This window comes from Nocardia goodfellowii, from assembly GCF_017875645.1.
GTDB classification, from domain to species: Bacteria; Actinomycetota; Actinomycetes; order Mycobacteriales; family Mycobacteriaceae; genus Nocardia; species Nocardia goodfellowii.
The window spans coordinates 5,289,876-5,309,768 of the sequence record NZ_JAGGMR010000001.1; the positions used below are offsets into that span (position 1 = coordinate 5,289,876).

Consider the following 19,893-nt stretch of genomic DNA (forward strand, 5'->3'; position numbering starts at 1 on the left):
GCCGCGTGCGGCAGCCGGCCCGGGTGGTGCGGCCGGGCGCTCGAGCTGCCGCCGCCGCGTCGTGCCCTCAGATCTGCGCGGTGTCCTTGCGTACCGTGACCGGTTCGGCGAGACGCTGCTCATCGCAGATCTGCTGCAACTTCGTCAGGGTCTCGTCGAGCCCGGGTCCCAGTCGCGGTCCGGGCGTGAAGGTGGCCGGGAGGTGCCGCATGCCCTGGATGACCGCGATGGTCTCGTAGTGCACCGTGGTCTCGGGATCACAGACGTAATCCGGGATCCGATCCAGTACCGCGATCAGCATCCGCTTGAAGACCGTGCGCGCCACGTTGGAACCGATGCAGCGGTGCACGCCGAGCCCGAAGCTGTAGTGCCGGTTGCCTTTCCGGTCGAGAATGAGCTTTTCCGGATCGTCGAAGACCTGCGGATCGCGGTTGGCCATCGCCCAGGACAACCAGACCCGGTCGCCCTCCTCGAACTGTTGCCCGGCCACGGCGCAGTCCTCGGCGATGGTGCGCCCGTCGCCCGGCGCGGGCGTGTAGTAACGCAGGAACTCCTCGGTCGCGGAATCGAGCAGCACATCGCGTTCCCGGCTGAGCGTTTCACGTTCGTCCGGGTGCTGGGAGAGCCATTCCAGCGCGTGGGCGGTGAGCGCGGTGGTGGTGTCGAAGCCGCCGCCGATGAGCAGGGCGAGCATGCCCAGCGATTCCATATCGGGGAGCGGTTCGCCGTTCAAGGTCGCCTGCGTGAGGGCGTAGATCAGTCCGGGGCGCGGCGTCTCGCGGATCTCGGCCATGTTCGTCAACAAGTCGATCCCCATGGCCCGATGCATCTCCGCGACGCGCGGATAGTCCTCCGACATCGGTGGGGTATAGACCGCCGCGTGTACCGGTTCGTTGTACAACTCCCACTTGTGCAGCGGGACGCCCAGCATCGCCAGGGTCAGCACGGCCGGCACGATGTTGGCCAGATCGTCGACGAAATCGATACGCCCGCTTTCGATCTTCTCGTCGATGGAGGCGCGCACCACCTCGTCGATGAACGGAACCCAGCGTTTGACCGCGGCGGGAGATAAATACGGGTTCAGCACCGAGCGAAGTTCGCGATGCTCGGGTTCGTCCATCTCCAGAATGCCGCCGCGGATGCCGCGGGCGCGGTCCGGCGGCGGGATGCTGATGCCCCGGTAGCCGCGCCGGACCCCTTGCGGGTCATTGTCATTGGAGGTGTGCGGGCAGCGGGCGAGCTCGAAGACCTCCCGATTGCCCGCCGCCACCCAATGCCCGTCGTAGGTGTCGGTCCAGGCGAGCGGACACTTCTCGTGCATCTGCTCGGTAATGGCCTGGAAGTTGTCGCGGTAGTCCGGGGCGAACCGGTCGAAGTGAAAATTGGGCTGCTTCATGGTCGGCCTCTATTCGCTGATGGAGATCGCGCGTTCGGGGCAGGAATGCACAGCCTCGCGCACCTCGGCCTCCTGATCGGCGGGGACGTCTGCGCTGACAGGGGAGGAGTGGCCGTCGATCTCACTGAGCTCGAAGGCTTTCGGGGCGATCATGGCGCACAGCGTGTGGCCCTGACAGCGTTCCGGATCGACTCGGACTTTCACGAGTTCATTCCCTTCAGATGTGGAAGTCGTACCACTTCAGGTAGCCGCCGGCATCGACGCGCAGCTGGGTACCGGTGATGAAGCGGGACTCGTCGGAGGCCAGGAACAACACCGCGTCGGTGATGTCGCCGGGCTCGACATAGGGCACCGGCATCGCCTGCTGAACGAAGAAGGCGGGTTCGGCGTCGGCGCGGGTCGGATTCTCCAGATCGGGCCGGAAGGACCGGTACATCGGTTCGCTCTGCAGCATGTCGGTGTTGCAGTTGGTCGGGTGTACCACGTTGGCGCGAATCCGCTTGGGCGCGATATGCGTCGCGAGCTCGTGGATGTACTGCGACAGCAGCCGTTTGGCGACCATGTAGGCGACGCCGCCGGGATCCTTGCCCGGCTGATCCACTTTGCTGACGTCCATCAGCGCCGCGATCGAGCCGGTCGCGACGATCGAGGAGCCGTCCCCGAGATGCGGAATAGCGGCCTGCACGGCGTTGATGACGCCGACCAGATTGGTATCGATGACATCGGACCAGGCCTGCCACTGCGGCTGCCCCTTCATGCCGGCGATGCCGGCCTGGGCCACCACGATGTCGAGCCGGCCCAATTCACCTACGCCGCGTTCGAGTACGGCGCGCAACGCGGCGGCATCGCGCACGTCGGCCGGTTCGGCGATGATGCGCCGGCCCGCCTTCTCCACCAGCCGGACGGTCTCGTCGAGATCCTCCGGCGTGGACAGCGAATAGCCGATGCTGTCGATATTGCGGCAGATATCGACCGCGATGATGTCCGCGCCCTCTTCGGCCAGACGGACGGCATGGCTGCGGCCCTGGCCGCGCGCTGCCCCGGTGATGAAGGCGACCTTGCCCTCGACTCGTCCCACGGGACTTTCCTTTCGATCGGTGAAAATTGGTAGTGCGATGTGTCAGTGCGCGCGCTGGGCGTAGAGCTCGGCGTATTCCTTGCGCGATTTCGTCGAGGTATCGACGTCGCGGGCGAGCTCACGCAGTGCACCGACCGTGGCCTTTTCCCGCGGCGTGCGCGCGAAGGGATCGATACCGAAGAATCGACAGGCGTTCTGCCAAGTGATCTTGTTGATATCGGTGTCGTCCGCCCCGGCGGCCTGCAATTCGGCCAGGACGAATTCGGGCGCGTTGGGCCACAGCGAATCCGAATGCGGGTAGTCGCACTCCCAGGCGATCGAATCGATGCCGATCTCGTGCCGCAATTTGAGCGAGGTCTTGTCGGTGACGTAGCAGGCCAGCACGTGCTCGCGGAAAACCTCGCTGGGCATTTTGCCGCCGAAGTCGCGCCGCAGCCAGCGCTGGTTGGTGTAGTGCCGGTCCGAGCGGTCCAGGAAGAACGGAATCCAGCCGATGCCGCCCTCGGACAGCGCCACCTTCAGCTCGGGGAAGCTACGGAAGGCAGGTCCCCACAGCAGGTCCTGCGCGGCGAGCTGGGAAATGCTGGGGGCCAGCACCATCAGCGCGTCGATGGGGGAGTTGGGTGCCAGGCGCAGCGCGCCGAAGCCCTGTCCGATGTGCAGGTTCATCACGGTGCCGTGGTCGGACAGCGCGGTGAAGACCGGCCCCCAATAGTCGATGTCGTGGTAGCTGGGCAGTCCGTCGATGTGCGGAAGCTCGGCCATGGTGACCGAATGGCAGCCGCGCGCCGCCAGGCGCTCGATCTCCGCGACGGCCAGCGCCGGATCCCACAGCGGCAGAATGGCATTGGGAATGAACCGGTCCGGGTAGGCGCCCACCCAGTCCTCGAGGTGCCAATCGTTATAGGCCTGGATCATGGCGACGGTGATCTCGTCCTTGAAGTGGCTGAGATGTCCCGCGCTGAAGCCGGCGAAAGTGGGAAAGCACATCGAGATGTGAATGCCGTTGGCGTTCATATCCTTGATGCGGTCGTGGATGTCGTAGACCGCCGGGCGCATCTCGGCGTAGCCGGCGGGATCGCGCCCCCATTCTTCCGGCGGCCAGGAGACCACGGCGTTGAGACCGGCCACCCCGGTGGGCCGGCCGCGGTACATCCATCGGTCGATGCCTTTTTCGTCGACGACGACTCGCGGCGTCTCCTCGGCCCACTTGCTCGGCACCCGGCCGTCGAACATGTTGTGCGGCTCGACGACGTGGTCGTCGATGCTCACCAGAATCATGTCGTCGATGTTCATCTGATTCCTCGCTGTGTGACCGGGTCGGCGGAGCTGTCACGCACCGGTCCCGGTATGAAGAGATCGTAGATCTCGCTAGTGGAGAATGTCACTCTCGAAAGAGAATAACAGTGCATCCGTTATCGCAGGCGGTCCTTTTGCACTTTTCCGGTCGCGTTCAGCGGCAGTTCGTCCAGGAACCGCACCGAGCGCGGCACCTTGTATCCCGCCAGGTGCGCACGCGCCCACTCGAGCAATTCCGCGTCGGTGACCGCGCTTTCGGCGACGACGAAGGCTTTCCCGACCTCCCCGAGCCGTTCGTCCGCGACGCCGACGACCGCGACCTGCGCCACCGCCGGATGCTGGAGCAGGACGCCCTCGATCTCGGCGGGATAGGCGTTGAAGCCGCCCACGATGAACATGTCCTTCTTGCGGCCGACGATCCGGAGTCTGCCGTCGGGGTCGAGGCTGCCCAGATCGCCGGTGTGCAGCCAGCCCTGGGCATCGATGGCCGCCGCGGTCGCCTCCGGGTCGTCGAGATAGCCCTGCATCACGGAGTAGCCGCGAACCAGCACCTCGCCGTCCTCGGCGATGCGCACTTCTATTCCCGCGCAGGGCGTTCCGACTGTCGTGGCGATCTGTTCGATGGTGTCGCCGGGCCGGGACGCGGTCGCCGTGCCCGCCTCGGTGAGCCCGTACCCGGTCATGATCGACTGGAACGGCAACTCGGTGCTGACGCGCCGGATCAGTTCCACCGGGATGTCTGCGGCCCCGGTCACCGTGGCGCGCAACGAGGACAGGTCGTGCGAGCTCGCGGCCGACAGCAGGGCGGCGAGCAGGGTGGGCGGTCCCGGCAGCATGGTCACCCGTTCGCGCTGCACCAGTTCCAGCACCCGGTCGACATCGAAGACCGCCACCGGCAGGATGGTCGCCCCGCGGATCAGCGCGGCGACCACACCGGCCTTGTAGCCGAAAGTGTGGAAGAACGGGTTCACGATCAGGTAGCGGTCGCCCTGGCGCAGGTCGGCCAGATCGCACCACTCCGAATACATGCGCAGCGTCTGGGCGTGATTCATCATGACGCCCTTGGGTTTTCCGGTCGTGCCCGAGGTGTAGACGATGTCGGCGATATCGGTGCCGCTGACCTCGCGTTCGAACGGCGTACCGCTGGACAGGAAATCGGATTTGAGGTCGATCAGCGGCAGACCGCCGGGGGCGGTGTGCTCGATGCCGAGGAAGCCCTGTTGGACCAGAACCAGTTTGGCGCCGCTGCGGTCGATCACGTCCGCCGCCTCGGCGGCTCGGAACCGGGTGTTGACCGGGACCAGGACAGCGCCCGCGGTCAGCGCGCCGAAGGCGGCGATAATCCATTCGGCCGAGTTCGGTGCCCAGATCGCCACCCGGTCGCCCTTGTCGATCCCCGCCGCGGCGAATGCGCCGGCCGCCCGGCGCACCCGGTCGGCGAGTGCGGTAAAACTCAGCCGCAGCGGCCCGTCGACGATCGCTTCGGCAGCACCGAAGCGATCAGCCGCCCGCTGGACCAGCTGCGGAAGCGTGGAGGCGGGTCCGGTCATACGCCCAGTAGCCGTGCGAGATTGCCGCCCATGATCTTGGCTTGATCCTCGACCGGCAGGTGGGTGAGCATATCGGCGAAGTGGGTCGGCTCCGCCAGGCCTTCCGGATGCGGATAGTCCGAACCGAACAGCACCCGGTCCACGCCGACCAGATCGATCAGCTCGGTGACGCCTTCCTCGTAGAACGGGCTGACGTGGACGCTCTTCTTGATCGCCGCGACCGGGTCTTGCATGCCGAAGCCCTCGGGCGCCTTCTTGTAGACGTCGGCGAGGGTCTCGAGCAGCGGTTTGAGCCATGCCGATCCACTCTCGATGATCGCCAGCTTCAACTCGGGGAAGCGGAACAGCGCACCGTGGCACACCCAGGACGCGACGGTGTCCTGCACCGGCCGCCATTCGTTGACCATCCGGAAAGCGTTGGTCTGGAACGGAAGCATCTCAGTCTTGCTGCCCTCCCACTCGGCATCGAAGCGGGAGTAGCCGCTGTCGGAGGAGTGCATCGCGACCAGGATGTCGTGCTCGACGACCCGCTGCCAGAACGGATCGAATTCCGGGAGCGCGAACGAGCGCGGGCCCTGGAAGCCGGGCACCGGCGCGGGCCGCACCAGAATGGCCTTGGCGCCGTGCGCGACCACCCAGTCCAGTTCCTCGATGGCCTTGTCCAGAATCGGCAGCGAAACTACCGGGGTGGTGAAGATGCGGTCCTGGTAGTTGAAACTCCAGGTCTCGAGCAGCCATTCGTTGAGCGCGTGCACCACGACGTGAATCAGCTCCGGGTCGTCGCGCATCCGCTCCTCGACCAGGCTCGCGAGGGTCGGGAACATCAGGCTGCGGTCCACCCGCAATTCGTCCATCAACGCGAGGCGCGCGCCCGGCTCGCGGAAGGCCGGCAGGGCCTTCATGGATTTGCCGAAGATCTCGCGCTTGCTCTTGCCCTCCGGGTTGCCGTTCTTGAAGTAGTCCTCCATGGCGCCGGGCCGCGCCACCACCTCGAAGGTGGGGTTGGGGATGTATTCGCTGATGTGGCCGCGCACCGCGATCTTGGTGCGGCCGTTCACCTGGACGTACTGGATCGCCTTCTTGTACTTGTCGGGCAGGTACTTGGTCAGCGAATCCTCGGTCTCGTAGAGGTGATTGTCGGCGTCGAACAGCGGGTACGGCAGGGCGGTGGCCGTCATGGAATCCTCCTTCGCGATTTGTGAGAATAGTATTCTCACACTGCGTGCCTGGCAATGCCCTGTAGCTACGTCCACATTGGGTATAGGCCGCTGACCTTAGGGTAGGCTATTCTCCGAAAGGGAGAATCAAATTTACGAAGGAGTGCTGGATATGGTCGATCTGGAACTGGACGCGGGAGTCGCGGTCATCACGATCGATCGCCCGCACGCTCGAAACGCCATCGCGCCGGCCACGATGGACGAACTGGAGAAGGCCATCACCGCGGCCGCCGGCGCCCACGCCCTGGTGATCCGGGGCGCGGGCGACAAGGCCTTCGTCTCCGGTGGAGATCTCAAGGAGCTCAGTGCGTTACGCACCGAGGAGGCGGCCGCGGCGATGGCTTGGCGCATGCGGGAGATCTGCGATCTCCTGGCGGAATTTCCCGCTCCGGTGCTCGCCGTGCTGAACGGGCACGCCTTCGGGGGCGGCGCGGAAGTCGCCGTGGCCGCGGACATCCGGGTGGCGGCCGACGACATCAAGATCGGCTTCAATCAGGTCACCTTGGAGATCATGCCGGCCTGGGGCGGCGCCGAGCGGCTGGCGGAGCTGGTGGGCCGCAGCCGGGCGCTGCTGCTGGCCGGCTCCGGCGTCACGCTCGACGCCTTCGAGGCGGAGCGAATCGGTTTGGTGCAGAAGGTTCTGCCCCGTGCGGATTTCGAGGACGGCTGGCGCGCTCTGGCCCGATCGCTGGCCAATCGTCCGGCGGGGGAGATCAAACGCGTGCTGGCGGGTGTCCCGGCGCAGGAGGCGGTGACCGCGTTCGCGCGGCTCTGGGTCCAGGATGCGCATTGGGCGGCCGCGGACCGGGTCATGAAGCGAAGTAGCTAGTGCGAGAAAGAGGGCAGGCCATGACACTCTCGGAATTCGATTTGCTCGAGCTGGAATACGAGCGCCCGGTGCCGGTGGTCGCCGAGGTCGACGGCATCCCGATGACCGGTTTGCTGGCCGAGGCGCACCAGCCGCGGGCGGTGCTGCTCGCGCTGCACGGCGGCCAGACCACCTCCGTCTACTTCGACTGCCCTGGTCATCCCCGGCTTTCGCTGCTGCGCACGGCGGCGCGACTGGGATACACCGCGCTCGCACTGGACCGGCCGGGTTACGGCGGCAGCGCGGCGTATTCGGAGCGATTCGAGGACCCGCGGCGGCGAATGGAGCTGATGTACGCCACGCTGGAGGCGGTCCTGGGGTCGCGCCCGCGCGGCAAAGGCGTTTTCCTGCTGGCACATTCGGCCGGTTGCGAACTCGCGGTACACATGGCCGCCGACGCGCGTGGCCCGCATCTGCTCGGCATGGAGCTCGGCGGGTCGGGCATCCAGCCGAACCTCGCGGCGCCGCCCGGGTCGGGCCGGACGCCGAATGTCCGGCATCTCGTGTGGCATCCCGAGCGCGCCTATCCGCCCGAACTCGTCGGCGGCGCCGCGATCGGCGCGCCGCGCCCGGCGCACGAGAACGTCGCCGCCCATCTGCGCTCGCAGAGCGAATTCCCGGGCCTGGCCGCGCAGGTGCAGATTCCGCTGCATATCACCGTCGGTCAGCACGAGCAGGTATGGCGCACCGACGCCGAGGCCCTCGCCGGATACGCCGGAATGTTCACCACCGCACCGCGGGTCGAGGTGGAGGTGCAGCGCGACGCCGGACACAATTTGAGCCTCGGCTACACCGCCGCGGCGTATCACCTCGAGGTCTTGGCGTTCGCGGAGGAATGCCTGACCAAGGTCACCGGCCCGTCCCGGGAGCGCTGACCGCCGGGTCCGCCACTCCGACCGTGAGCTGGACCCGGTCCTGATAGAAACCGATATGCCCGCGCAGCAGCGCGACCTCCGGATAGGGATCGTGGTACGCCCAGGCCACCGGGACCGATCCGGCCGCGGCACGCCAGTACCGGGCGGTGCCCTTGAAGGGACAGCGCGACGTGTACGCGTCCGGGACGAGCAGCTCGAAATCCACGTCCTGCTCGGGCAGGTAGAACACGATGCCGTGATCCTGTTCGGCCACCAGCAGACTCGCTCGGGATTCCGCGAGCGTCGCGCCCGCGTCGGTCACCCGGACCAGATTGCGGACACGCTGAATGCTGACGCGGTAGTCTGGCCGGTCGGCGAAGCCCGATCGCTGCATCGATGGTCCCTTCTCAAAGCACGGGTCGGGAGCCCGGGTGGCTCCGGGTATTCGGATGGTCGAGTCCGCGCACCATCGCGTGCACGGTGTAGGAGGCGACCAGGATGCCGTCTTCGGTGTAGACCCGGCCGGTACCGTGCGCGTGGCCACGCCCGGCGTAGATGACCCGGGTGGCGTACAGCAGCCACCGCGTCACGTCGGCGTCGTCGTGAAAGGTGATGGTGGCCATGGTGATTCCGGTGGATATCGAGCGATGTGCCATCGACTGGCCGAAGCCGGGATGCGGGCGCAGCGCGGCGGCGACCGTCCAGTGCGTGGTGGACTGGGTCAGCAGCGCGGCGTCGAGGTACTGCTGCTCCGGTTTGTCCCGGAACTTGGTCCATACGAACAATTCCGGGGGGCCGAGCTGAGCCGCGTCGTCGGTATAGGCGTCACCGACCACGCGGATCTCCCGGCCCGCGACCACGGTGCCGGGCAGCTCGTGCGCGCGCAACCGGCCCGGCGGGTCGACCTCGGGCATGGGGGCGGTGGAACGGATGAGGTCGGGCGGATCGGCATCCAGGAGCACGACGCCCGCACAGCACAGCGAATCATGCTGGTGCACCTGGACTTGCGCGGAACTGAAGGTGCGGCCCGCGCGCAGTACGTCGACCGTCACCGCCAGTTCGGCTGTGTGCGCGGCGGCGCGGCTGAAGATCATCGATGCCGAGACCACCCGCTGGTGCGGCACCTGTTTGGCGCTCGCGACCACCGCGGCGCCGAGTAACTGCCCGGCTTCCACGACATCGCGTTCGGTGGGGCCGTGCGCGGGCGCGTGATACCGGCCCGCGGTCACGGGCCGCACATCCATCAGCCGCAGCAGTTCGGCCTGACTCCACATCGGGTCTCCAGTCGTAGTGCGGCGCTATGGGCGGACGGGCAGGTGCGGGACGAGGCCCGGTTCGGGTTCGACGCCGAACGAGCGCAGCGCCATCGCCACCAGTGCGTAGGCGCCCACCGTGAACACGATGTCCATGAGCTGGTGCTCGGTGAATTCCGCCGCGAGCGCGTGCCAGGTCGATTCGGTGATCGAGCCGTCGAGGAGCAGTTCGTCGGCCGACCGCAGCAGGTTCTGTTCGGTAGGTGGCCAACCGGGGGTGTCCGGGCCCGCGGCGATCCGGGCGATGTCTCGCGGCCCGAGCCCGGCGTCCGCGGCCAGCAGTACGTGCTGGGCCCATTCGTAGTCGCTGCCGCGCAGGTGCGCCACCCGGAGTATGAGCAGTTCGCGGTGCCGGACGGACAGTGAATTGCCCTGCAGGAGATGACGATTGAACAGCAGGAACGGCTGGGCCAGCGCGGGGTAGCGAGCGAGGGTGCCGAGCAGGTTGGCCCCGCTCTGGCGTTGGGCCTTCGGCTTGCCCGTGCGGGCGGAGTTACGGAATTCCTGGATGAAGGCGGTCATCTCCGCGGACCAGTCCGGCTCCGGGGTGGGTGGGATACGGGGCATCACAGCTCTTTCGGGAAGGTCAGGTATTGCGGCCACCGTTGACGCCGATGACTTGTCCGGTGATGTAGGCCGCCTCCTCGCTCACCAGGAACGCGCAGGTCGCGGCGATGTCCTCCGGTCGGCCGACCCGGCCGACCGGCGTCTTGGCGACCTGCTGGTCCAGATCGAAGACGCCCTTGCGCAGGCTGTCCCGCATCATGGGCGTCTCGATGAAGCCGGGCGGAATCGTATTGACGGTGACGCCGTCGCGGCCGAATTCGAGCGCCAGCACTTTGGTGAGGCCCACCGTGCCCGCTTTGGACGACACGTAGGCCGCCATCCCGGGCACCCCGCTGTGCACGCTGGAGGAGGAGATATTGACGATGCGCCCCCAGCGCTGCTCGATCATGTGCGGCAGCACCGCCTGGCAGCAGTCGAAGGTGCCGGTGAGATTGACCGCCAGAACGCGGTTCCAGGTATCGGCGGCGAGTTGGAGGAACGGCCCGGCGACGGTCACGCCGGCACAATTCACCAGAATCGCGGGCGGGCCCAGGGTCGCGCACACCTCGGTGACCGCGCTGTCGATGGCAGTGCGATCGGTGACATCGACGCCCAGGCCGAGGGCGGTGCCGCCGCCGGTGGTGATCGTGGCCGCCGCAGCCCGCGCGGCGTCGCCGTCGACATCGAACACGGCGACCGACGCGCCGTCGGCGGCCAGCCGGACGCTGATCGCCAGCCCGATCCCGGACGCACCACCGGTGACAATCGCTGTGCGCGCGGTCATTTGATCGACTCCTCGCCCACCACCGTGGATCGGTGCATGCGCCGGGGCTGGGATCGATCGAATGCGCAGGCCCGGTGCACCAGCCCGGTGTTGTCCCACAGCACCAGGTCCCCGACCGACCAGGCGTGGGTCAGGACGCGATCGGGTGTGGTCGCGCGCTGTTCGAGCTCGTCGAGCAGCGCCCGGCTCTCGGCCGGGTCCAGGCCGATGACCTCCGCGGCGCTCGCACCGATGACCAGTGACTTGCGACCCGATTCGTGCGTCCACACGAGCGGATGCACGCGGTCGGGCCAGCGGGCCCAGTCCGCCAGCTGTTCGGATGTCGGATCGGGATAACTCAGACGCTGGATGCGTGCCATCCGGTGCACGACCCGCAGTCCGGCGAAGCGCCGCTGCTCCGCGGCGGAGAGTTCGTCGTACGCGGCATAGGTGCTGGCGAAGGCCGTCTCGCCGCCCTCGTCGGTGATCTGGTGCGCGCTCAGCACCGATGTTTTGGCGGGGACCGCGTCCATCGACCCGTCGATATGCCAATAGTCGTTGCTGGGAAAGTATTTCGCGTTGGGATTGGCCGGGTCGAAGCTGATCTCCATGACATCCGGGTTCGCGTACTTGCCGAATTGCACCAGCGGGCCGAGCTTCCGGGCGAACGCCACCTGTATCTCGTCACCCGCGTGCACTTCGCGAAAGAGCACCACGCCGTGCTGCTCGAGCAAGGACACGCAGCGACCGGCGAGCGCGTCGTCGTGCAGCAGTCTGTCGGCGTCGACGTCGAGCACTTCCACCCCGACGCGGGCGCTGAGTACTTTCGTGCGGATCGCGGACATGCTCACGCCTGCGCGTCCTCGGGCGCGTACCCGAGGATGCCCTTGGTCTCCAGGTACTCCGCGAAGCCGAATTCGCCCCATTCCCGGCCGTTTCCGCTCTTCTTGTAGCCGCCGAACGGACTGGCGAAGTCGAAGCCGTCGTTGATCGAGACGTACCCGGCCCGAATCTCGCGCGCGACCGCGCGGGCCTGATCCAGGTCGGCCCCGGCGACATTGGCGGCGAGACCGTATTCGGTGTCGTTGGCGATGGCCACCGCGTGCTGGATATCGTCGTAGCCGAGAATGCTGAGCACCGGCCCGAAGATCTCTTCCCTGGCGATGGCCATGTCGTTGCCGACATCGGCGAACACCGTCGGCTTGACATAGAAGCCGCGCGTCAACCCGGCCGGGCGGCCCACGCCACCGGTCACCAGCGTGGCTCCCTCGTCGATGCCCTGCTGGATGAGCGACTGAATCCGCTCGAATTGCGCGGCCGACACCACGGGGCCGACCTCGGCCGCGCCGGTCGGATCTCCGACGGTGACCCGCTCGGCCGCCGCGCGCGCCACCTCGACGGCCTCGGCCATCCGGGTTCGAGGCACCAGCATGCGGGTGGTAGCACTACAGGTTTGACCGGAGTTCAGCGTCACCGCGGCCACGCCCTTGCCGACATTGGCGGCGAAATCGGCGTCGTCGAGCACGATATTGGGGCTTTTGCCGCCCAGCTCCTGGGTCACCCGCTTCACCGTGGGCGCGGCGGTGCGGGCGATGTCGATGCCGGCCCGAGTGGAACCGGTGAAGGAGACCATGTCCACGTCCGGATGCGCCGACAGCGGGGACCCGGCCCCAGCCCCGTCACCCTGCACCAGATTGAACACACCCGCGGGAACGCCCGCGGCATCGAGGATTTCGGCGAAGAGCCGGCCGGTGAACGGCGACCGCTCGGACGGCTTGAGCACCATGGTGCAACCGGTGGCGAGCGCCGGGAACACCTTGACCGCGATCTGGTTCAACGGCCAGTTCCAGGGTGTGATCAGGCCGCAGACACCGATCGGCTCCTTGACGATCAGGGTCGACCCCCGCTGCTCGCTGAAGCGGAACTGCGCCAGCACCTCGATCGCCTTGCCCAAATGCCCTGCGGCCAGGTCCAATTGGAAACCGTGGGCCAGCGCGGCGGGCGCGCCCATTTCTTCGGTGAGCGCCGCGCCCAAGTCGTCCCGGCGCTTCTGGTAGGCGTCGGCGATAGCGTGCAGCAGCTCGAGCCGCTCGGCGACCGTGGTCGCCGACCAGGCCGGAAAGGCCTGCCGGGCCGCGGCGACGGCTCGATCGATATCGGCGGCCGTGCCCGCCGCGATCCGGCCGGCCAGCTCCTCGGTGGCCGGGTTGATCACCTCGAAGGTGTCCGGACCCGCCGGATCCACCCACCGGCCGCCGATATAGAACTTCGTATACTCGCGCATCACTGCATTCCTTCCGCGTACCAGGTACGGAATTCGTCGTAGCTGGGCATCTCCTCGGAATTCGCCGCCGGATCGACAGCCACATGAATCACTCCGGGCTTACCGCTGGCGTAGGCGCGTTTGATGGCGGGCGCGATATCCGCGTCGCGCTCGACGTATTCGCCGTAGCAGCCGAAGCCTTCGGCCACGGTGTCCAGACGTGTGGCGGTGCTCCAGTGCACGCCGGTCTCGCGCGAACCGGGCCCGAAAGTCCGCTTGTAGACGCCGACTTCCAGCCCCCAGGCGTAGTCGACGGCCACCACACACACCAGCGGCAGGTGCAAGCGCGCCGCGGTTTCGAGTTCGGCGATGTGGAATTGGAACGACGAATCGCCGGTGATCAGCATGACCGGTCGCTTGCCGCCGTCGGCGACCGAGGCGCCCACGGCGTAGGGGAGGCCGGTGCCGAGATGGCCGAAGTTCTGGTTCCAGATCACGTCGCGCGGTTTGGCCTGGGAGTAGGTCCAGCCGAAGATCGTGGTGGCGCCGCCGTCGCGGACCATGATGCCGTCCGGCGGAAAAGCCTGCGTCGCCTCGACTATCAGGCGCGCGGGATGCACGGGGGACAGGCCCGAGGGCGCGGTGGCGGCAAGTTCCGCCAGCCGGGCCGCGTCCTGCTCGATCCACCCGGACAGCTCCGCGGTCGCGGTGCGCGGCGCGTCGGGCAGGGCCGCGGTCAACTGCGGCACGATCGCGCGCAGGTCACCGACCAGCGGCACGTCGATGGGCCGGTTCACGCCGATGGCGGTGGGGTCTTGTTCGATCATGATCCACTTGCGGGTGGCCTCGCCCGCGACCCAGTGCCGGCCCCGGCCGTAATGCACCGGTTCGCCGAGCTCGGTGCCGATGGCCAGGCACAGATCCGACTGCACCACCGCGTCCACCGCGGCAGGGGAGAAACCATAGGGAAAGGTGCGATCCTCCAGACCTTCGATATAGGAAGTGCCGCCGGAGGTTTGGATGACCGGACACGCCATTTTCTCGGCCAGCGCCCGGACGGACTGCCCGGCGCGCGAGGTGTGCACTCCGTGCCCGGCCAGCAGGATGGGCCGGTGCGCCGCCCGGATCAGCGCCGCGGCCTCGGCCACCACATCCGGTCCCGCGGTCTGACCCACCAGGCGGTACCTGGTGGGCGGCAAGGCCGCCGGCACGTCGAGCTCCTCCTGGATGACGTGCGTCGGATATTCGAGGTACACCGGCCCGGGCGTGCCGGACAGTGCCTTGCGCAGACCCTCGCGGATGATCTCATCGGTCTGGTCGGCGTACTCGATGCTTGCCGCGTACTTGACCGACGGCTCGAACAAACGGGACTGCCGCACGAATTGGATGCGGCCGCGCCGTACCCGCTGCTCGGTGATCCTGGAGCGCTGGCCGCCCAGGAAGATCACGGGCGAATTCTCGACTTTCGCGCACATCATGGCGCCCGCCAGGTTCGCCACACCCGGGCCGAGCGTCCCGATACACACGGCGGCCGTACCGGTCATCCGCGAGACGGCCTCGGCCATGAACCCGGCGGATTCCTCATGGTGCGGCGCGACGACCTGCCAGCCGCGTTCCTCCGCGCGATGGAACAGGTGCACGAAATTCGGGTCCGGGATGCCGAAGAGGATATTGATGCCCTCGGCCTCGAACAGATCCAGAATACGTTCGTAGACTTTGACTCCCATGGTCACTTCCCTTCGGCGGCCAAGGCAAAGCTCTTGACGATGTGGTCGGTGTGCGCGGACGGGACGACCGGCAGAATCCAGTTCTTGCCGGTGGTGTCGCGGATCTCGTCGATGTGCCCGGCGATCTGCTCGACCGTCCAGGACGGCTGGTACACCCCGGGCGTCTCGGCGATATACGCCCGCGCCACCCGGCCCGCGATCGCGACGAGCATTTCGCCACTGACCGAACAGGATTCGTGGGCGAGCCAGCCCACCGCCGGTGCGACCAGTTCGGGCTGCATGGGCGGATAGGCGGAGGTGTCGATGCCCTCAGCCATCCGGGTCAGCGCGGCGGGCACGATCACATTCGATGTGACGCCCACCGCCGCGCCCTCGAGCGCGATCACGTTGGACAACCCGATCATCGCGGATTTGGCGACGGCGTAATTGGCGACTCGCTGATTGCCGTACAGCCCGCCGATGGAGGAGGTGAGTACCACCCGCCCGTACCCGGCCGCACTCAGGTGCGGGAAGGCGGCCCGGACGACGTGGAACGCGCCGCGCAGGTGCACATCCAGGACCGCCTCGAAATCCTCGAAGCTCAATTCGGTGAGCGACCCCGGGCGCACGGTGCCCGCGTTGTGGATGAGGATATCGACGCGGCCGTAGGTGTCGAGGGCGGTATCGATGATCGCCTGCCCGCCGGCGGGAGTGGCGACCGAGTCGGTGCACGCGACGGCGGTGCCGCCGAAATCCCGGATCCCGCGCACCACGTCCGCGGCGACCTCGGCCTCGCGCCGGTCCCCTCGGAGCGTGCCGCCGGAATCGTTGACCACGACGCGCGCGCCGCGCGCGGCGAGCAACTCGGCATAGGCGCGTCCGAGGCCGCGACCGGCGCCGGTGATGACGGCGACGCGACCGTCGAATCTGAGTTGAGTCATGACTCGCCCCTCACTTGCCGAGCGTGAGGCCGGGCAGGTCGCCGGTCGCGCGCCAGGCCTCGAGCAGATCCTCGAAGGCGTAGAAGCCGGGCCAGTAGGGCTCGCCGAGATGTGACCGAATCCGCTGCTCGCCCTCGTTGTTGTAGTAACCGGGCGTGCATTCGCGCTGAAAGCCGGAATTGTCGACGGCGGTGTCGCGGACGGTGGCGCACCATTCGGCCACGGCCTCGGCGGTGGGTTCGACCGTGGTGGCGCCGGATTCGAAGGCGCGGGCCACAATGTAGGCGATGTGACCGGCCTGCTGATCGAACATGTCGGTGGTGCTGGCGGTGACCCCGCCCTGCAGGAATCCGGTGAAGAAGACGTTCGGGAAGCCGTGCGCGGTGAGTCCGTGCAGGGTTTTGTACCCCTGGGCCCAGTGCTCGTAGAGCGAGAGCCCGTCCCGGCCGGTGAACGGTGCGATGCCCAGGCGGCGGTCCAGATCGGTTGTGATCTCGAAGCCGCTGGCGAAGATCAGGCAGTCGACCTGATGCTCGACGCCGTGCGCGACGATGCCCCGGGCGGTAATGCGTTCCACGCCTTTGGTTTCCGACACATCGATGAGGGTTACGTTCGAGCGGTTGAAGGTGGGCAGGTAGTCGTCGCTGAAACACGGCCGCTTGCACAGGAATCGGTAGTAGGGCTTGAGCGCCGCCGCGGTCGCCGGATCGTGGACGACCTCGTCGACGCGCCGCCGCACGCGCTCCATCGCCTTGTAATCCTCGATCTCGCGCAACTTCAGGAATTTCTCGGGAGTCAGCGTGGCCCAGCCGTCGGTGGCGGTCAGGTGTGCCGCCAGATTGCGGCTGACCTCGGTCCAGCCGTCGCAGATCAGATCGGGCTGGCCGGGGGCGAACGCCTCGAAGGCGGCGGTGTGGAAGTTGCGTTTGCGCTCGCGGGTCCAGCCGGGCCGCAGCGAGGCGGCCCATTCCGGATCGGTCGGCACATTGCCGCGGTCATAGATATAGGACGGCGTTCGCTGGAAGACGTACAAATGCTCGGCGGACCGCGCGATATGCGGAATCACCTGGATGCCGCTGGCTCCCGTGCCGATCACCGCCACTCGTTTGCCCGCCAGCTTGTCCAGCCCGCCCCGCATCGTGCCGCCGGTGTACTCGTAATCCCAGCGGGCGCTGTGGAAACTGTGTCCCTGAAAGTCGTGGATGCCGGGGATGCCGGGCAATTTGGGTTTGTTGAACGGGCCCTGCGCCATGATCACGAACCGCGCGCGCAGGTCGTCACCCCGATTGGTGCCGATCCGCCAGTGCCCGGTCGCCGCATCCCACGCCAGCGCTGTCACCAGCGTGCTGAAGACGGTGCGCTCGTAGAGATTGAAATGTTTGCCGATCCGCTGCGCGTGCTCGAAGCATTCGTCGCCGTGGGCGTACTTCTCGGTGGGGATGTAGCCGGTTTCCTCGAGCAGCGGCAGATAGCTGTAGCTGTCGGTGTCGACCTGGATGCCGGGATACCGGTTCCAGTACCACGCCCCGCCGAAATCCCCGCCGAGTTCGATGATCCGGAAATCGGTGACGCCGGCCTGCTCGAGCCGGGCCGCGGCGATCAGCCCCGCCCAGCCGCCGCCGAGGATGGCCACGCCGAACTCGGCGGTGATCGGGGCGCGCGGCACGACCGCCGTGTACGGATCGGCCGCGTAGAACTCGTCGAACCCGTCCTCGGTCACCAGGTACTGGCCCTGTCCCTCGGTGCGCAGGCGCTTGTCGCGTTCGGCGAGGTAGCGGTCCCGCAGCGCCGTCGGGTCGATCTCGGGGGTTTGCGTGGGCGCACAGTCGTGCATCTCGAATGTCCTTGCTGGGGTGGTTGATTCAGGTCAGATCGCGGGGTGCGCCGGTGCCCATGTACCTGGCGAGGTTGTGGTGCAGATTGACCACGCTGCGTTCGCGATAGGGATTGGGTTTCGGGCCGGAGAAGCCCCGGCTCTTCAAGCCCTGCTGGACGGCGGCCATATTGTCGAAGTCCTGCGGCAGCACCGAGCGCCAGTTCGGATCGCCCACGGGGGTGTACTCCCACTCGGTGTGCGGTTCTTCGCCGGGCGGGAAGAGTTCGAAGACGGCGGCTTCGAAGACGCACCGGTCCGGATCCTGACCATAGGGCCGGAACCGGTAGCAGAGCATGTTGTTCAGCGCGTGGCCAATCTGGAAGTTGGGGAAGATCTGCCACGCGGTGCCGGCCGCGGCGACGATGTCCGGATCGACCTTGGGCCAGACGACGCCGCGGGCCTCGTCCTCGGACCGCGCGGTATCGAGCCAGTAGCGCAGCACCTCCGGAGCCGGGGTGCCCTCGGGCAATTCGTCGACCAGCCGATTCGCGACATCGACCAGCGTTCGGGTGGTGTTGGTATTCGCGTTCTCCCAGGTGAAATTCTGCAAGGTCGCGGTCGACACCCGGGCGTCCGGACCGCTGCCCAAGCGCACCTTGGCCTGGTTCTCCTCCATACCCTTGGGTGCGTCGTAGCCGATATTGCTGTGCTTGCCCTGCACCCGCGCCCAGCCCAGGAACTGACCGAAATTCATGAACTCCGGGTGGGTGTAGGGCACGTGGTAGGTCTCCATGAACGCCTCGAAGGCGACCTTCCAGTTGCAGTCGAAGGTCAGCCAGCGCCGCCACCGGTACCGCATGTTCTCCAGCTCGAAATGCTCGAGCAGACTCGCCGCCGGTTCCAGGTAGTCCCGTAGCGGTTCACAGTCCGGATCCAGGTTCAGCCAGACCCAGCCGCCCCAGGTATCGACCTGTACCGCGGTCAGGCCGTCGTTGCGTTCGGTCAGCCCGCACGGCCAGTCTTCGCGCTCGGCGGCGAAAGTGTTGCGGCCCTGCAAGTCGTAGCGCCAGCCGTGGAAGCCGCAGACGAATTGTTTGCGGCTGCCACGCGCGTCGTGCGCGCCGGGCGGGATGTCGACGAGCCGCCTGCCCCGATGCGCGCACACATTGTGATGGGCGCGAATGGTGTCCGGCCCGGTACGCACGACGATGACCGAGTCGGTGCCGATCTCGTAGGTCAGGAAGTCGCCTACGCGCGGGATCTCCTCGACCCGGCAGGCCTGTTGCCAGACCTTGGCCCACAGCTTGTCGCCTTCGGCGCGGGCGTAGTCGGGGCAGATGTAGGCCTCGACGCCGATCGTCATCGGGGTGGAGAGCGGTTGCGCCGGAGCGGTTTCGGTCATGGCGTCCTCCTGGTGGAAACCGTGGTGTCAGTGCGTGATGGCCGCGCGGAAGCCGTCGTCCTCGAGGAACAGCGAGGTGTGGTCCGCGCCGAGATGGGTCCACTTGAGATTGAGGCCACCGTCTACCAGCAGGGTCTGCCCGGTGATGTAGCCGGCCAGCTCGGACAGCAGGAACGCGACCGCGCTCGCCTGCTCTCGCGGCTGTCCGCGCCGGCCCATCGCGATGGCCCGGCGGTCCCGCTCCGGATCCGCGCCGACATAGGCGCGCGACGCCGGAGTTTCGGTGACGCCCGGAGCGACGGCATTGACCCGGATGTCGTGCTGCGCCAGCTCGACCGCGAGGGTGCGGGTCGCCGCGACCAGGGCGGCCTTGGCGGTGCCGTAGGCGATATGGAAGGGCGCGGTGTTCATACCGCTGATCGAGGAGATCGACACGATCGAGCCGGGCAGGCCGCGCGTGGTCAACTCGGCGGCGACTGCCTGACTCATGAAGAACATGGTTTCCAGGTTCTGGGTGAACAGGGCGCGCCAGTCGGTTCGGGTCACCCGGGTGGCGGGCATCCAGGTCGCGGGTGCGGCGCCGCCCGCCACATTGACCAGGCCGTACAGCTCGCCCGGCGTCTGCCGGGCGTGGGCGAGGACGGTGGTGATGCCCGCGTCGGTGGCGGCGTCGGCCACCACCGCGATGACCGGAAGGCCTTCGGCGGCAAGCGGTTCGACGTTGGCCGCGAGATTATCTTTCGATCGGCTCACCGCGATGACCGTCGACCCGGCTTCGGCGAGCATGCGGGTCACCGCTGTGCCGATGCCGCCGCCGCCCGCACCGGAGACGATGACGACGCGTCCGCCCAGGCCGGGAAAAGTATTGTGCGCCATGGCTT

Annotated in this window: 19 protein-coding genes; 2 read left to right on the top strand and 17 right to left on the bottom strand. The window is 67.3% G+C overall.

All coding sequences use genetic code 11. The features are described from left to right. Positions 1–67: 67 nt before the first annotated feature. The 6 genes from BJ987_RS24330 to BJ987_RS24355 all read right to left on the bottom strand — a co-directional run bounded on the left by BJ987_RS24330 (position 68) and on the right by BJ987_RS24355 (position 6,501). The gene (locus BJ987_RS24330; RefSeq protein ID WP_209894455.1) at positions 68–1,396 is read right to left on the bottom strand and encodes a cytochrome P450; all 1,329 of its coding nucleotides are present in this window, start codon (positions 1,394–1,396) and stop codon (positions 68–70) included. A gap of 9 nt (positions 1,397–1,405) precedes the next feature. Next, on the bottom strand, positions 1,406–1,600 hold the full coding sequence (locus tag BJ987_RS24335; protein ID WP_209894458.1) for a ferredoxin: 195 nt from the start codon (positions 1,598–1,600) through the stop codon (positions 1,406–1,408). A gap of 13 nt (positions 1,601–1,613) precedes the next feature. Then, positions 1,614–2,474, bottom strand: a complete 861-nt coding sequence (locus BJ987_RS24340; protein ID WP_209894460.1) for a mycofactocin-coupled SDR family oxidoreductase — start codon at positions 2,472–2,474, stop codon at positions 1,614–1,616. A gap of 42 nt (positions 2,475–2,516) precedes the next feature. Then, on the bottom strand, positions 2,517–3,770 hold the full coding sequence (locus BJ987_RS24345) for an amidohydrolase family protein (RefSeq protein WP_209894463.1): 1,254 nt from the start codon (positions 3,768–3,770) through the stop codon (positions 2,517–2,519). A gap of 119 nt (positions 3,771–3,889) precedes the next feature. Continuing rightward, positions 3,890–5,323 carry a FadD3 family acyl-CoA ligase gene (locus BJ987_RS24350; protein WP_209894467.1) on the bottom strand — a complete coding sequence of 478 codons (1,434 nt, stop codon included), beginning with the start codon at positions 5,321–5,323 and terminating at the stop codon, positions 3,890–3,892. Then, on the bottom strand, positions 5,320–6,501 hold the full coding sequence (locus BJ987_RS24355) for an amidohydrolase family protein (RefSeq protein WP_209894469.1): 1,182 nt from the start codon (positions 6,499–6,501) through the stop codon (positions 5,320–5,322). Before BJ987_RS24355 ends, BJ987_RS24350 begins: the two co-directional genes overlap by 4 nt. A gap of 151 nt (positions 6,502–6,652) precedes the next feature. Here BJ987_RS24355 and BJ987_RS24360 point away from each other — a divergent pair, with 151 nt between their 5' ends. Both BJ987_RS24360 and BJ987_RS24365 read left to right on the top strand, forming a co-directional pair. Next, entirely contained in the window at positions 6,653–7,369 is a 717-nt protein-coding gene (locus BJ987_RS24360; RefSeq protein WP_209894472.1) for an enoyl-CoA hydratase/isomerase family protein, read from the top strand. Positions 7,370–7,389: 20 nt separating this feature from the next. Next, positions 7,390–8,283: an alpha/beta hydrolase gene (locus tag BJ987_RS24365; protein ID WP_209894474.1), complete on the top strand. Its 894-nt coding sequence runs from the start codon at positions 7,390–7,392 to the stop codon at positions 8,281–8,283. On the opposite strand, the gene BJ987_RS24370 is transcribed toward BJ987_RS24365, so the two are convergent. The 11 genes from BJ987_RS24370 to BJ987_RS24420 are packed head-to-tail and all read right to left on the bottom strand — an operon-like array spanning position 8,258 to position 19,888. Continuing rightward, positions 8,258–8,656: a DUF427 domain-containing protein gene (locus BJ987_RS24370; RefSeq protein ID WP_209894478.1), complete on the bottom strand. Its 399-nt coding sequence runs from the start codon at positions 8,654–8,656 to the stop codon at positions 8,258–8,260. The genes BJ987_RS24365 and BJ987_RS24370 overlap by 26 nt on opposite strands. Positions 8,657–8,669: 13 nt before the next feature. Next, positions 8,670–9,536 (bottom strand): acyl-CoA thioesterase, encoded by an 867-nt coding sequence (locus BJ987_RS24375; protein ID WP_209894481.1) that lies wholly within the window; start codon positions 9,534–9,536, stop codon positions 8,670–8,672. A 24-nt stretch (positions 9,537–9,560) separates the two neighbouring features. Then, positions 9,561–10,142: a carboxymuconolactone decarboxylase family protein gene (locus BJ987_RS24380; RefSeq protein WP_209894484.1), complete on the bottom strand. Its 582-nt coding sequence runs from the start codon at positions 10,140–10,142 to the stop codon at positions 9,561–9,563. A gap of 19 nt (positions 10,143–10,161) precedes the next feature. Further along, positions 10,162–10,905 carry an SDR family NAD(P)-dependent oxidoreductase gene (locus tag BJ987_RS24385; RefSeq protein WP_209894487.1) on the bottom strand — a complete coding sequence of 248 codons (744 nt, stop codon included), beginning with the start codon at positions 10,903–10,905 and terminating at the stop codon, positions 10,162–10,164. Continuing rightward, positions 10,902–11,729, bottom strand: a complete 828-nt coding sequence (locus BJ987_RS24390; RefSeq protein ID WP_209898975.1) for a TauD/TfdA dioxygenase family protein — start codon at positions 11,727–11,729, stop codon at positions 10,902–10,904. Before BJ987_RS24390 ends, BJ987_RS24385 begins: the two co-directional genes overlap by 4 nt. Positions 11,730–11,731: 2 nt before the next feature. Next, positions 11,732–13,168 carry an aldehyde dehydrogenase family protein gene (locus BJ987_RS24395; RefSeq protein WP_209894490.1) on the bottom strand — a complete coding sequence of 479 codons (1,437 nt, stop codon included), beginning with the start codon at positions 13,166–13,168 and terminating at the stop codon, positions 11,732–11,734. Continuing rightward, entirely contained in the window at positions 13,168–14,874 is a 1,707-nt protein-coding gene (locus BJ987_RS24400; protein WP_209894493.1) for a thiamine pyrophosphate-binding protein, read from the bottom strand. The genes BJ987_RS24395 and BJ987_RS24400 overlap by 1 nt, the downstream gene beginning before the upstream one ends. A gap of 2 nt (positions 14,875–14,876) precedes the next feature. Beyond that, the gene (locus tag BJ987_RS24405; RefSeq protein ID WP_209894496.1) at positions 14,877–15,794 is read right to left on the bottom strand and encodes an SDR family NAD(P)-dependent oxidoreductase; all 918 of its coding nucleotides are present in this window, start codon (positions 15,792–15,794) and stop codon (positions 14,877–14,879) included. 10 nt (positions 15,795–15,804) lie between these two features. Next, positions 15,805–17,628 carry a flavin-containing monooxygenase gene (locus BJ987_RS24410; RefSeq protein ID WP_209894499.1) on the bottom strand — a complete coding sequence of 608 codons (1,824 nt, stop codon included), beginning with the start codon at positions 17,626–17,628 and terminating at the stop codon, positions 15,805–15,807. A 28-nt stretch (positions 17,629–17,656) separates the two neighbouring features. After that, positions 17,657–19,012 carry an aromatic ring-hydroxylating oxygenase subunit alpha gene (locus BJ987_RS24415; RefSeq protein ID WP_209894503.1) on the bottom strand — a complete coding sequence of 452 codons (1,356 nt, stop codon included), beginning with the start codon at positions 19,010–19,012 and terminating at the stop codon, positions 17,657–17,659. A gap of 27 nt (positions 19,013–19,039) precedes the next feature. Next, entirely contained in the window at positions 19,040–19,888 is an 849-nt protein-coding gene (locus BJ987_RS24420) for an SDR family NAD(P)-dependent oxidoreductase (protein WP_209894505.1), read from the bottom strand. Between the last annotated feature and the right edge of the window lie 5 nt (positions 19,889–19,893).